This is a genomic window from Cryobacterium tepidiphilum (assembly GCF_003716325.1).
GTDB lineage: Bacteria > Actinomycetota > Actinomycetes > Actinomycetales > Microbacteriaceae > Cryobacterium > Cryobacterium tepidiphilum.
In genome coordinates this window covers 44,289-57,732 of sequence record NZ_RDSR01000009.1, presented here as the reverse complement: position 1 = coordinate 57,732, position 13,444 = coordinate 44,289, and the positions used below count along the sequence as shown (strand labels likewise).

12 protein-coding genes and 1 tRNA gene are annotated in these 13,444 nt (G+C 62.1%); 7 read left to right on the top strand and 6 right to left on the bottom strand.

Translation table 11 applies throughout. The features are described from left to right. Positions 1 to 100: 100 nt before the first annotated feature. The 3 genes from EEJ31_RS07195 (at position 101) to EEJ31_RS07185 (ending at position 1,730) form a co-directional block, all read left to right on the top strand. A tRNA-Pro gene (locus EEJ31_RS07195) sits at positions 101 to 177 on the top strand. A 107-nt stretch (positions 178 to 284) separates the two neighbouring features. Beyond that, entirely contained in the window at positions 285 to 1,202 is a 918-nt protein-coding gene (locus EEJ31_RS07190; protein WP_123045625.1) for a DMT family transporter, read from the top strand. Positions 1,203 to 1,274: 72 nt separating this feature from the next. Further along, positions 1,275 to 1,730: a VanZ family protein gene (locus EEJ31_RS07185; RefSeq protein ID WP_123045624.1), complete on the top strand. Its 456-nt coding sequence runs from the start codon at positions 1,275 to 1,277 to the stop codon at positions 1,728 to 1,730. On the opposite strand, the gene EEJ31_RS07180 is transcribed toward EEJ31_RS07185, so the two are convergent. The 6 genes from EEJ31_RS07180 to EEJ31_RS07155 form a co-directional block, all read right to left on the bottom strand. Continuing rightward, the gene (locus tag EEJ31_RS07180) at positions 1,727 to 2,551 is read right to left on the bottom strand and encodes an LCP family protein (RefSeq protein WP_158603921.1); all 825 of its coding nucleotides are present in this window, start codon (positions 2,549 to 2,551) and stop codon (positions 1,727 to 1,729) included. The genes EEJ31_RS07185 and EEJ31_RS07180 overlap by 4 nt on opposite strands. Before the next feature lie 426 nt (positions 2,552 to 2,977). After that, on the bottom strand, positions 2,978 to 3,988 hold the full coding sequence (locus EEJ31_RS07175) for an LCP family protein (RefSeq protein ID WP_123045622.1): 1,011 nt from the start codon (positions 3,986 to 3,988) through the stop codon (positions 2,978 to 2,980). Between the two features lie 335 nt (positions 3,989 to 4,323). After that, complete coding sequence (locus EEJ31_RS07170; protein ID WP_123045621.1) at positions 4,324 to 5,637, bottom strand: UDP-glucose dehydrogenase family protein; 1,314 nt, start codon at positions 5,635 to 5,637, stop codon at positions 4,324 to 4,326. Positions 5,638 to 5,984: 347 nt separating this feature from the next. Further along, complete coding sequence (locus EEJ31_RS07165) at positions 5,985 to 6,989, bottom strand: GDP-L-fucose synthase family protein (protein WP_123045665.1); 1,005 nt, start codon at positions 6,987 to 6,989, stop codon at positions 5,985 to 5,987. Between the two features lie 5 nt (positions 6,990 to 6,994). Next, entirely contained in the window at positions 6,995 to 8,026 is a 1,032-nt protein-coding gene (gmd, locus tag EEJ31_RS07160) for a GDP-mannose 4,6-dehydratase (RefSeq protein ID WP_123045620.1), read from the bottom strand. Between the two features lie 36 nt (positions 8,027 to 8,062). Further along, the gene (locus EEJ31_RS07155) at positions 8,063 to 9,304 is read right to left on the bottom strand and encodes a glycosyltransferase family 4 protein (protein WP_267897609.1); all 1,242 of its coding nucleotides are present in this window, start codon (positions 9,302 to 9,304) and stop codon (positions 8,063 to 8,065) included. Between the two features lie 87 nt (positions 9,305 to 9,391). Between EEJ31_RS07155 and EEJ31_RS07150 the strand changes: the two genes are divergently transcribed. From EEJ31_RS07150 to EEJ31_RS07135, 4 genes are read left to right on the top strand one after another with little or no spacing between them, the layout of a single operon-like run. Continuing rightward, positions 9,392 to 9,940, top strand: coding sequence for an LbetaH domain-containing protein (locus EEJ31_RS07150; protein WP_233563782.1), 549 nt, complete (start codon positions 9,392 to 9,394; stop codon positions 9,938 to 9,940). A gap of 39 nt (positions 9,941 to 9,979) precedes the next feature. Then, positions 9,980 to 10,858 (top strand): glycosyltransferase family 2 protein, encoded by an 879-nt coding sequence (locus EEJ31_RS07145; protein WP_123045619.1) that lies wholly within the window; start codon positions 9,980 to 9,982, stop codon positions 10,856 to 10,858. Beyond that, the gene (locus EEJ31_RS07140; protein ID WP_123045618.1) at positions 10,855 to 11,970 is read left to right on the top strand and encodes a glycosyltransferase; all 1,116 of its coding nucleotides are present in this window, start codon (positions 10,855 to 10,857) and stop codon (positions 11,968 to 11,970) included. Before EEJ31_RS07145 ends, EEJ31_RS07140 begins: the two co-directional genes overlap by 4 nt. Then, positions 11,858 to 13,105 (top strand): glycosyltransferase family 4 protein, encoded by a 1,248-nt coding sequence (locus EEJ31_RS07135; RefSeq protein ID WP_123045617.1) that lies wholly within the window; start codon positions 11,858 to 11,860, stop codon positions 13,103 to 13,105. The genes EEJ31_RS07140 and EEJ31_RS07135 overlap by 113 nt, the downstream gene beginning before the upstream one ends. The last annotated feature ends 339 nt before the right edge of the window (positions 13,106 to 13,444 follow it).

The following is a 13,444-nucleotide window of genomic DNA, read 5'->3' as shown; positions in this document are numbered from 1 at the left end:
GCGTTCAACCCGCGCAACTGCCGGTCGAGGCTTAGGGCCAACGGATGCTGTCAGCACTGGCCGCCGGGAGCGTCTATACTTATTGAGGCCCACGGGCCATCGGGGTATGGCGCAGCTTGGTAGCGCGCGTCGTTCGGGACGACGAGGTCGCAGGTTCAAATCCTGTTACCCCGACCAATCGAAACGCTCCCGCCTCTTGCAGGCGGGAGCGTTTTGGGTATCCGCTGGGCAACAGCACGAGAGACGGTGAAGTCGATGGTCCTCGCTGACACGGGCGCCGCCCGGTGAGCCGCGCCGGAGGCGGCATCGCGGCGATCCTCGTCGCGTCGGTGCTGTGGGGCACGACCGGCACGGCCGCGACCTTCGCGCCGCACGCGAGTCCGCTCGCGATCGGCGCTGCGGCGATGGGGATCGGCGGGATCCTGCAATCCGCCATCGCCATCCCGTCGATACGGCGTTCGCGGGGACTGTTGCAGAGAAACCGCGCCCTCGTCGCGCTCGGCGCCATCTCCGTCGCCGTCTACCCGCTTGCGTTCTACAGCTCGATGCGGCTCGGCGGTGTGGCGGTGGGCACGGTCGTCTCGCTGGCGTCCGCGCCGCTGGCCTCGGCCATCTTGGAGCGCACGATCGACGGCACTCCCCTGACTCGGCGGTGGGCCGTCGCCGCCGTTCTCGCCGTGGGTGGGAGCGCGCTCCTGTGCGTGTCCCGACTCGGCGGAGCGACCGCGTCGGCGGGAGCGACCGTTGCGAGCGTGGCGCTCGGCCTGCTCGCCGGCGTCACCTACGCCGTCTACTCCTGGGCGGTGCACCGCATGATGCAGCGGGCGGTCGGCCGCGCCGCCTCGATGGGCGCCGTCTTCGGGCTCGGCGGCGCGCTCCTGGTCCCCGTGCTCATCGCGACCGGCGCAACACTCGTGTCGTCGCCCCAGTCGCTGGCCGTCGCCGCCTACATGGCGCTCGTGCCGATGTTCCTCGGCTACCTCCTCTTCGGCATCGGCTTGGAGCGCGTGCGGCCCAGCACCGCGACAACCCTTACCCTCACCGAGCCCGCGGTCGCCGCCGTGCTCGCCATCGTCGTCGTCGGCGAGCGGATGAACGCGGCCGGCTGGGCCGGGCTCGCCCTGATCGGCGTCGGGCTGGTGCTCCTCACCGTTCCCTTCCCGTGGCGGCGAACGCACGACACGGCGCGCACGCGTGGTTAGTATTGGCACATCCACGGCGATGCGACACCGGTGCACCCGACCCGAGCCCGCCGCATCCGGTGAGGAGACGACGTGACGCTGGCCGAACTACTGAGGCGCGCCGCGCCCTGGGCAGCCGCCGTCTACGCCGTGTTCATGGCGCTCACCGCATTCTGGCCCACCCCGGTCGACCAGGATGCGCATGCCAGCATCCAGCACATCCTCTGGGTTTTGCACAAATACGGCATGCCGCACGCCATCAACTACTCGGTGGTCGAATTCACGGCGAACATCGCCCTGTTCGTTCCCGTCGGGCTGCTGGTCGTCGCCTACTTCGGTATAGAGCGCTGGTGGCTCGGGTTCGCCGCGGGATTCGCCGCCAGCGCCACCATCGAGTTCGGCCAGCTGATCTTCCTCGCCGAGCGCTTCCCGTCGATCGCCGATGTCGTCGCCAACACCACCGGCGCCATCCTCGGCACCGTGCTGGCCCTGCTGGTGCTCACGCTGTGGGGCGAGCGCGCCATGGCGGTGGAGACCGCCGCGGCTTAGCCCCTGAACGTGTCGAACACGACGTCAGAACGGATGTCGTCGAGCTTCAGCCCGAGCCCCGCCAGATACTCCGGCGTGAGCGTTTCGTCCACGGCGATGTACGGGTTCACCTCGGCGGACAGGTCAGCGAGAAGCCGCAGGTTCGTCAGCGTGTCACCGCTCACGGCCTCCCCGAGCATCGACTCGATCAGCTCCTGCTGATTGCGCATCGCGAGCTCCTCGGCCCCGGGCTGGGCAGGGTCGGGCCGCAGGTAGGCGAGCACGCCCGCCGCGTCGAGCCGCTGCGTGCCGGCAGCGACCTGGCCGCCGTCCCGGGTGCGGAAGGGCGAATCCGCTGTCACAGTCACCCCCTCAAAGGCCTCGGCCACTGCCGCGTACGCGTTGTCGTCGATCACGGCGACGTGGTCGATGTGCGTGTCAAGCAGTCCCTCGGCCTCCTCAACCGCGTTCGTCACGCCGCCGGAGCGCAGCGCCTCCCCGATCGTCGTGTCGTCGCGCAGGGGCACACTGGCCGGGATCGACGACACTTCCACGCCGTCCCGCTCGGCGGGAAGGTGCACGAGCAGCACGCTGCTGAGGCCGTCGAGGTGCGCCGCAGGATCAGGCGTCGCCGTCGCATCCGCGGGGCCGGCGTCAACGCCCAGCAGCAGGATGTTCTGCGGACCCGGGCCGCCCGGCGGGCCCGGCGTCGCGCTCGGCAGGGCTCCCGGGATGGCCTGGAACGCGAACCCCTGGCTCAGGCTCCAGGCCCTCATGCCGGCGAGCATGGCAACAATCACCACGAAGGTTCCCACCGCAACGGATGCTACGCGCCACGCCATGCGTTTCGGCGACAGTTGCGCGAATGGTTGCATTTCTGCCTCGTGCGATCAGGTGCTGGGACCCTTCCAGACTAACCCGCTCCCCGGAACGGCCCGCGCTTCCGGGACGGAGGCGCGGGAATAGAAACTCACAGGGAACCGTCACCCAGCCGCTTTCTGTCGCGCTAGACTTGGTCGTCCCCCCGCCGCGCTATTCGGGTTAGCTGTGCGCGGGGGGATGCTCTGTGTTTAAACCGCAAGAGACGAAAAGATCCCCTGGATCTCCCCACATCGTGGGAGACCCAGGGGATCTTCGGGTTATGAATGATCGCCCCTATTCGGGTTAGGAGCAGGTCACACACTCACGGTACGTCCGCATTAATGCCGACACAATGACCCCGAACAGGGGGTAGAGATTCGCGTCGGAGCGACAACACGCCGGACTCGCTACTGCATGGTCTGCAATTCCGGCTGGTAGGTGTCCAGCCGGTCGGTGCGGAACGCCTCCTGCAGCAGCTTCATCTTCTCGGCGTCGAGGTTCACGATGGACTGCCCGCCGTCGGAGGTTCCGGTGCCGGCAGTGGGCGCGGTGAAGAACGTGATGTCCCCCGACCGCACCGACGACATCTTGAGGATGAGCGACGCAACGTAGGCCGAGTCGAAGCCCTTGTCCACCTTGAGGTACGGCGCGATCGCCGAGACCAAGTTGTTCGTCTTCACCGGGTCGAGCAGCGTGCCGGCGCTCAGCACCTTGTCGATCACGGCCTTCAGGTAGGCCTGCTGGTTGCGGGCCCGCTGAAAGTCGCCGTCGGCGAAGGCGTAGCGTTCGCGCACGAAGGCGAGCGCCTCCGTGCCGTTCATGGTCTGCACACCCTGCGGGAAGTAGTGCCCCTTGAGGTGTGAGGAGTTGAAGCCGATGTCGTTGTTGACCTCGACGCCGCCGAGCGCGTTGGTGACCCCCTCGAATCCGCTGAAGTCGACGATGGCCACGTGGTCGATGCGCGCCGAGATCAGGCCCTCCACCGTCTGAACCACCAAGGGGATGCCGCCATAGGAGAGCGCGGCGTTCACCTTCGCCTGGCCGTGGCCCGGGATGTCGACCCAGCTGTCACGCATGATCGACATGATGTAGACGTGCTTGTGGTCGGCAGGGATGTGGGCGACCATCATCGTGTCCGACCGCTGGCCACGGATGTCGTCGAGGTCGTCACCGAGTTCGCCGCGGGTGTCGGAGCCCAGCAGCAGGATGTTCTCGGCCTTGCCGGCCTCCCCCTGCGGCACAGTGGGCCGCGATGTCTCGTCGGGGAACACGTCCTCGATCGTTTCCTTCTTACTGTCGAAGGTGCGCGAGAGGCTGAAGGCGTAAACGCCGACGGGAATTGCGATCAGGAGTGCGACGGCACCGAGCGCGATGAGGACGTTGCGCAGCCAATGCCGCTTGCGTGGTGAGTCGGTCATGCGCGCTTTCTGTCGGAATTCAAAGCACCAGTTTCCCACAATCCGCAATCCAGACCCGACGCGGTGGCGACTGATTCAGCCACTCCCCCTCGACATCCGCCGCGATGTCCCCTAAAGTGCGGACAGGGGATGTCCTCATAAGTGCGGACACAAGGGGGCAAGATGAGACACTCGCGTCGGCGCTTCAGACGATGGTTCCGGCGGTTCCAGTACACGCGGCGTTGGCTGGTCATTCGGATCGGAGCCGTGGCCGTCGTCACGCTGCTGGCTGCCTGCCTGGCTTCGATGGCGATGAGCCATTCACTGCCGTTCAGCTAAGTCGCCACCCTGCGCCCCTACGGCCGACCAAGACCCTGGTAGGTCCAGCCCGCTGCACGCCACGCAGCCGAGTCGTAGGAGTTGCGCGCGTCGATGACGGTGCGGTTGCTCACCAGCTGGCCAGCCCACACCGGATCGAGCGAGCGGTATTGCGGCCACTCGGTGACGTGCACCACAGCGTCAGCGTCGCGCAGCGTCTCCTCGAGGTCTGGTGAATAACTGAGCTGCGGATGCCGCGCCCGTGCGTTCTCAATCGCCTCCGGGTCGGTCGCCACCACATTGGCGCCAAGGCCGCGGAGTTGCACCGCGACATCCAGGGCCGGCGAGTCCCGCACGTCGTCCGAATGCGGCTTGAAGCTGAGCCCGAGCACAGCGACCTTCTTGTTGTAAACCTGCCCGCCGAGCGCCGCGACGGTGAGATCGACGACGCGCTGGCGACGCCGCAGGTTAATGGCGTCGACCTCCTTGAGGAACGCCACCGACTCGCCACGTCCGAGCTCCTCGGCGCGTGCGGTGAAGGCGCGAATGTCCTTGGGCAGGCAGCCGCCGCCGAACCCGACGCCTGCGCCGAGGAAGCGGCGGCCGATGCGCGAGTCATATCCGATGGCGTCGGCGAGCTGAGTCACGTCGGCGCCGGTCACTTCCGCTATCTCCGCCATGGCGTTGATGAAGCTGATCTTGGTCGCGAGGAAGGCGTTGGCCGACACCTTCACCAACTCCGCTGTGGCGTAATCGGTAACCACGAGCGGGGTGCTGGCAGCGATGGCCGAGGCGTACACCTCGTTGAGCAGAGCGACGGCGCGCTCCCCCGCATCACCCGCCGGCACCCCATACACGAGACGATCCGGTGCAATGGTGTCTTTCACGGCGAAGCCTTCGCGAAGGAACTCAGGGTTCCAAGCCAGTGACGCGCCTGTGCCCGAAGCCTCGATCACCTCAGCAAGCCGTGCGGCCGTTCCCACGGGGACCGTGCTCTTTCCCACGACAAGATCGCCGGGCGATAGATGCGGGAGAAGCGAGCCGATCGCGGCGTCCACATATGAGAGGTCGGCGGAGTGGCTGCCCTGCTTCTGAGGCGTGCCCACAGCGATGAAGTGGACTTGGGCACCTGAAACGTCTGCGATGTCGGTGCTGAAACGCAGTCGCCCGGTCGCCATGGCCGAGTCCAAGATCTCAGGCAGACCAGGTTCGAAAAACGGAGGCCGCCCTTCCGAGAGCTGAGTTACCTTGTTCGAGTCGACATCGATGCCGATTACGTCGTGGCCGAGTTCGGCCATCGCCGAGGCGTGGACCGCCCCCAAATACCCGCAGCCGATAACCGACATCTTCATGCGAAATTCCCCATTCCCAAGAGCCTATCCGAGCTATAAGGGCCACACTTCCGGCTCGACCAACGCTCTAAAAGGACGTGGGTCTCGCTTTCGCCGAGGACGTCGGGTAGCTTGAGCACAACACCCGAGGATTGTTCAACTCGAGCTCAGCGTGAGTGATCCCACTCACACCAACCCGAATGGTAACGCTAGCGAAAAGGATGTCCGCACATGCCCCGCTTCCTTAGCGGTATTCGACCTTGGCTTGCGCGCCACCTCACCCACCCTCTCGACGTGATGTACGAGGACATCGACTCTCGCCTTCAGGACGACTACGACCCCGCCATTACGCGGGCCTGAAGCCGTGATTAGGCGCGGATCGATTCGAGGTTCTCCCGGTACCACTTGACGGTGGAGCGGAGGCCTTCCTCAAGGTCGATCCCGGCCGTCCAGCCGGCAGCCGCGAGCTTAGATACGTCAAGAAGCTTCTGAGGAGTGCCGTCAGGCTTGCTTGTGTCCCACTTCGTTTCGCCGTTGAACCCGGCCACGCGGGCAATGGTCTCTGCGATCTCCCGGATCGTCACGTCCCGACCGGTACCAACGTTCACCTGCTCCGGCCCGTCGTAGTGCTCCAGGAGATGAAGGCAGGCCGCCGCCATGTCGTCGACATGGAGAAACTCACGACGAGGACTGCCGGTGCCCCAGTTCGTGACGCTTTCCGCTCCAGTCTTCACCGCTTCGTCATATCTACGAATCAAGGCCGGCAGCACGTGAGAACCCGTGGGTGAGAAGTTGTCACCAGGTCCGTAGAGATTCGTGGGCATGGCTGAGATCCAGGGAAGACCGTACTGGCGCCGGACGGCCTGGATCTGGAGTATTCCCGCGATCTTCGCGATCGCGTATGCGTCATTGGTTGGCTCAAGGTGACCGGTGAGAAGAGCGTCCTCGTGGATGGGCTGCGGTGCCAGCTTGGGATAGATGCACGAAGATCCCAAGAACAAAAGCCGCTCGACCCCATGCTGAAGCGCCGCGTCCAACACGTTCACCTGGATGCGCAGGTTGTCACTGAGGAAGTCAACCGGGTATTGGCTGTTCGCCAGGATTCCCCCGACTTTCGCCGCAGCCAATACAACGTAGCGAGGCTTCGCCTCAGCGAAGAACGCGAAAACCGCTTCTCGATTCTTGAGGTCGAGCTCGGACGACGTACGCCCAATCAAGTCGGTGAAGCCTTCAGCTTCGAGCCGGCGCCAAATCGCTGAACCGACCAGACCGCGGTGGCCAGCCACGTAGAAGCGAGCCGAGCGCTCGAGTGGCCCGGGTTCGAATGCAATGTTCTCGCGTTCGCCCGCCGCCCCTTTTTGTGTCCCCGACATCACGCTTACTTCGTCCCCCAGCTTTCGAGGCGGACCTCGTCAACCCAGTGCCTGCCCGCATGCTCAAGGGCAGACATGTCGGCCTCGACCATAATCCGCGCCAGGTCGGCGGTGTCGACCGTCGCCTTCCATCCGAGCTTGTCCTTGGCCTTGGAGGCATCGCCGACAAGGGCGTCGACCTCCGTCGGGCGCAGATAACGCTCATCAAACTTGACGTGGTCCTCCCAATTGAGGCCCGCGTGATTGAACGCAGTCTCGACGAAATCGCGCACGGTGTAATTCCCGCCTGTCGCCAGGACGAAGTCCTCGGGCTCGTCTGCTTGGAGCATCCGCCACATGCCTTCGACGTATTCGGGTGCGTAGCCCCAGTCACGAACCGCATCCAGGTTTCCCATATAGACGAAGTCCTGCCGACCTGCCTTGATCGCCGCAACCGCGCGAGTGACCTTTCGCGTGACAAAGGTCTCTCCGCGACGGGGAGATTCGTGGTTGAAGAGGATGCCGTTGACGGCGAACATGTCGTACGCCTCACGATAATTCTTGGTGATCCAGTAACTGTAAACCTTGGCTGCGCCATACGGGGAACGCGGGTAGAAGGGCGTTTCCTCGTTCTGGGGCGGGGGCGTCGCACCGAACATCTCTGAAGACGACGCCTGATAGAAGCGCGTGTGGATCCCGGAGACCCGAACAGCCTCCAGCAACCGGACGCTGCCGGTGCCTGTCGTGTCGGCGGTGTGCTCGGGCTCGTCGAATGAGACGCGAACGTGCGATTGAGCCGCGAGGTTGTAGACCTCATCCGGCTTGAGGTTGGCAAGAAGGCTGACCAACCGCGCCCCGTCGCTCAAGTCGCCATAATGCAGAAAGAGCTTGGCCGAGGGATCATGCGGATCCACGTACAGGTGGTCAATACGCGAGGTGTTGAAAGTCGAAGCACGACGGATGAGACCGTGAACTTCGTACCCCTTGGCCAATAAGAGCTCCGCCAAATAGGAACCGTCTTGTCCCGTGATGCCAGTGATAAGAGCGCGCTTCGTCATGTATCCCCCTGTCGCGAAGTCTCCAACCTGTAGAGCCTACCGGCGCTGTCGCGATGCCATTGTCCGAAGGATTCCTGCGAACAGGTCGATTCCGGGCTCCTGCCCGAGCACATCCTTCCGGTAGCGCTGACCGTTCGCGCCGAGCACCGAGGCCTGCTCAGGGTCCTCACGGAGCTGAAGGCACACATCTACCAATGCTTGCGGATCACCAGCCTGCACCACCATGCCCGCTACGGACGCCCGGATCTCTTCTGCCGTAACACCGGAGAGATCCGTCGCCGCCACTACAGGACGGCCGGAGCTGAAATAAGATGTGAGCTTGCTCGGCACTGCCATCTCCGACACTCCGGGCTTCTCGTTCACAAGAAGTATGTCCGCTGAACCAAGAGCTGACTGAAATCCCACGTCATCGAGGGACGAGAGAAACTGAAGACCATCGACATCTCGCCCGTACTCCTCGAGAGCCGCCCGCTGGTTGCCGTTCCCCAGTAGCACAAACTTTAGCGGCAGACTTCGCTCGCTTGCCAAGCGTGCAGCGTCGATTACGTTCTCCAGACCTTGCTTCACTCCCATGTTGCCTGCGTGTAGCACGACCGTCTCGCCTGGAGTCCAGCCGTGACGATTCCGCACCTCGCCTACGTCGATCGTCGGCGTCGGTCCCAGATGGGTCCAATTGCGCACCACGTCCACACGATCCGCATCGACACCGAGCTCATCCGTGACATAGGCAGCGAATCGGGAGTGAATCACAACTACGCGGGACGCCGCTCGCAGCGTCATGGACTCCATCCACCTCATTGCGCGCGCAACGGTTCCACCGCCTGAGCCCATTTCCCTAATGCCGAGGCTGTAGAGGTCTTGTACCCAAACTGTGACCGCGGGTTTCCGCGGACTGAACCGGGCCCGCAGCATCGCAAGCGCCGATGAGAATAGTGCAGGCGAAACGAGCACGACTACATCCGGCCTGCTCCAATTAGCAGCCAATAGCCGCGCACCGAAGGAAATTTCGGACAAGAGGCGCCTGACACCTTCGGGCTTACTCGGGAGGTAGTGACGCAAACGTGTGACTGCAACGCCCTCTACACATTCTCGGTGGGTCCAACGAACCAAAGGGCCTCGGAACCGCCAGTCCGGGTAATGAGGATATGTGGTCAACACGTGCACATCGATTCCGCGACCGGCCAAGCCCGAGGCGAACGAACCGGCGTAAGGAGCGATGCCGGTTGTTTCCGGGGGGAAATTCAGCCCTAGAATTAAGACACGGGGATTCGAAGGCACTAGGCGAGACTATTCGATGTGCGCTTCGCACAATATTCGGGGGAATCGGTGAGCAAAGAGAAGGCTGCTGCCCGAGAGGACGTTCCCGTGATCAATCTCGCCGCTGCGCCCGGCGAACATTCCGCGTGGGATCGACCGAAGCTTGTCGTCTATTTGTGGGCAGTTGTCGAGCTTGTACTCGTGACCAACCCCTGGCAAATCAGCTCAGCCGTGCGCACGCGCGCGCTCCGCCTTTTCGGCGCTGAAATCGGCAATGGCGTCATTTTTCGGCCTCGTACGCGTGTCAAGTTCCCTTGGAAGCTGCACATTGGTGACCGCTCTTGGATTGGAGAAGGTGTCTGGTTTCACAATCAAGACCACATCATCGTAGGAAGTGATGTGGTGATATCCCAAGAGACGCTTCTCACGACAGGCAGCCACGCACATCGACGAGATATGGCCCTTGTCACCCGCTCAATAGTGATTGAGCCGGGCGTATGGATTACTTCGCGTTGCATGATTCTGGGGGGCGCGAATATCGGCAGGTCTTCGCTCGTACGGCCCATGACGGTTGTAGGGGGCGCCATCCCGCCAAATTCAGTAGTCGGTGGACCGAACGGCGAAATTCTGGGGACCAGGTTCGGGGACGCTTCTTGAGCGCCTTCCTTCTGACGCGCCCGGAGGTGAAAGGTAAGTATGAATGAGCTCCCGATTAGTGTCCTCGTCCAAACGAAGAACGAAGCAACCGGGATTCGACACTGCTTAGAGTCCTTGGGAGCATTTAACGAAGTAATCGTCGTTGACTCGAACAGCGATGACGGCACGCAGCTGATTGCGAGGCAGCTCGGCGCGACCGTCGTAAATTTCACGTGGAACGGTCGTTACCCTAAAAAGAAGCAGTGGCAGCTCGACAACGTTCGGACGGCAAACGAATGGGTGCTCTTTCTCGATGCTGACGAGAGTCCCACTGCTGAACTGGTGTCGGAGCTGGCCTTGCAGTTTTGCGATGGCCGTTCACCAGCGGTCGTTGCGTTCGACATTCCGCTCACCTACCACTTCTCCGGGAAGCGCCTGAGGCACGGCCATCGCGTCTTCAAGCGGTGTCTGGTTCGCCGGGACAGGAACCATTTTCCGGAAATGGACGACCTCGAAATTCCAGGGATGGGTGAGCTGGAGGGGCATTACCAACCCACCTCCCGAGGACCAATAGGGCGCACTACAGCAAGAATTTCCCATGACGACAAGGACCCCATTCGTACTTGGTTCGAGCGCCACAATCGATACTCAGATTGGGAGGCGCATGTTCGCGCTGTTCCTGAGCGCAGGCAATCCATTTCGGCCGCGAAGAGCCGCCAGGGAAAGCTTTTCGACAAGGTTCCGTTCAAGCCGCTCATCTTCTTCCTGTACTCGTACATCCTCCGCCGGGGATTCTTGGACGGTCGGGCGGGGCTCGACTATGCACTTGCACTAGCGATGTACTACTGGCAGATCGCTCTTAAACTCCAAGAGCTTCGAAGCGGCGAAGCCGCACACGGCACTCCTGTCCAGCTGCTTGTGTCTGGAAACTCCAAGTGAAGGTTTTGCACGTTGCGGCTTCATTTGCTCGGCGCGACGGCGGCCCCTCAGAAGTAATCCGCGGACTGCTCCCAGCTCTTCGCGACCTTGGGGTCGAGACAGAACTTTTCACGACAAACAAGGGTGTGACCGAGTCTGATGGCGATTTAGCGAGCGACGAATCCGTCACAATTTTTCCCAGCAGGCGGCCCCACTCGTGGACCTACTCACCGAATATGCGTCCTGCTCTGACGAAGGCAGTAGAGAATGCAGACATTGTTCACGTACACAGCTTTCAGACGTATACGAGTTCCATCGCGATGCGCGCCGCGCTAAAGGCAGGGGTTCCCTACGTAATACAGCCGCATGGCGCGTTGGATTCATATCACTGGCGACAGAGGCGCTGGAAAAAAGAAGCGTACTTAGCTGGAGTGGACGGTCGGGCCGTAAAGGGCCTTAGCGGCGCGATCTACAGCAGCAGTCGTGAGCAGGAGGACGCGAAACAGGTGCTGCCGCACGTTCGGGCCTTCAATGTACCTCTAGGCGTCACATCAGAGTTGTTTCATTTGGAACGAGATCCTGCGGAGCAACAAATCTTGTTCTTAGGACGCGTCACGCCCAAGAAACGTCTTGACCTCGTGATACGCGCCTTAAATCAGCCGCCTCTTCAGGACTTGAATGTTAGCCTCCTCGTTGCCGGCCCAATAGATCCGCGCCTCGGCTATTCACCTGTCGCGCTCGCACGAGAGCAAGGCGTCGCTGATCGAGTTGTGTTTCTAGGTCAAGTCGATAACGCGACGCGGGCACACCTATTGTCGCGTGCCTCCGTGTTCACGCTTCCAAGCGAGGACGAAAGCTTCGGGGTCGCGGTCGCGGAGGCTTTAGCGGCTGGATGTCCCGTTGTTGCAAGCCGCGAGGTGGGCATCGCCCCCGAAGCGGCAAGCAAAGGCGCCCTCCGCTTGGCCGCCCTCGACGCGGCGGACTTGTCTCAGGTCATCTCGGCTCTCCTAAGTGAGGCCGATGCATCGAGACAACTGGGCGAGCGAGGGCGGTCGTTCGCTTCAGACCGCTACACGTGGGCAGCATCGGCCGACTCCACGCTGGAATGCTACGAGCAAGTCAAAGGATCGTGATCGTGCCCCGACGACGTATCGATCTTCGAGATGGAGCCCCCTCATGCATGTACTGATCACACAGCCGTATATCCCTGCGTACCGGGTTCCATTGTTTTCACGGGTTTCCGAGCTGCTCGACCAAGTAGGCGTCCGCTTGACAATCGCTGCTGGCGCCCCAGGAGCGATTCAAGCGAAACGCGGCGACCTGTCCACAGTGAGTGGTTTCATCCCAATGCAAGAGAGGAAGGTCTTGCTGGGCCAGAGGCAGATTATGCTTCGGCGAGCGTCATTCGCTCCAAAGCCCGACCTCATTGTGTCGGAACTGGAAGCACTCAACCTGTTCGCATGGGACGCAGTACTACGGAAACGACCAGTGGTGCTTTGGGGTCATGGAAAGTCGTACGTGAACCATCCGTCGCGAATTGGCGATCGGATCGAGTGGGCATTGGCTCGACGAAGCGAGCGAGTCATGACCTATTCGGCAAGCGGTCGGCAGTATTTGATCGAAAGGGGGAAACTCGACCCGAGCTCCGTCGTCGCTATTGGGAACAGCACTGACACCGTCGCTCTCAGGTCGGACTTGCTCGCCCTTGATGCGGAGGACTTTCAGCGGACACGCCGTCTCGTGGGAACCGGAACACGAGCCCTTTTCGTTGGCGGGCTCGACAAGAGCAAGCGAATCGACTTTCTCATCGAATCTGCCATCCACGCACGTCGCTTGGACCCAAGCTTCAAGCTGATCATCGTCGGCAAGGGAGAACTTGAGCCCATTGTCAAGACTGCTGCTACCAACGGCGCTCCAGTAGTGCATGTACCAGTAGCGCGAGGCCGCGAGCTTGCTCGACTTGCGGCCGTTTCTGGTGCGGTTTGGATGCCAGGCCGCGTGGGATTAGTAGCAGTGGACGCCCTGGCGTTTGGACTTCCAGTTCACACAACGGATTTTGGCTTCCATGCACCCGAGGTGGAGTTTCTGGAGGGTGAGGAAGTCCTGTACTTGGAAAACGATCCTCAGTCTTTCGCCGAAAATAGCTTGAACCACTCCGTTCCGACGTTTGACAGCGGTGACCGTGGACTTCGAGAAGAGATACCTACCATTCAGAGCGTGGCTTCCGCCTTTGCAAAGGTGGTCACAGACGCCCTGGCCCATATCTAACTGCGGCCCTCATAGCCCAGGAAGGTGCCTTCGGACATCCATTTGGAAATCAGCCGCGGTAAGCGTCGGCATTGAGAGAGAGCGGTGAGGCAATTGGGAACAATTGAGTGGCTAGTGGCGCGACGACGGTATCGCTTAGTTCGAGAGTTGTTGCTATTGTGCGGGCTGGAGGTGCACGCGGCCACCTCTATCGGTCAACGCGTGACTATTCACCATCGTGGTATCGGGACAGTAATTCACCCTGAGACAACAATTGGGGACGATGTCACGATCTTCCATCAGGTCACGATCGGCCGCGCTGATGCGCACAGACCGAGGCATTTGAGCCCGATGAAGCGG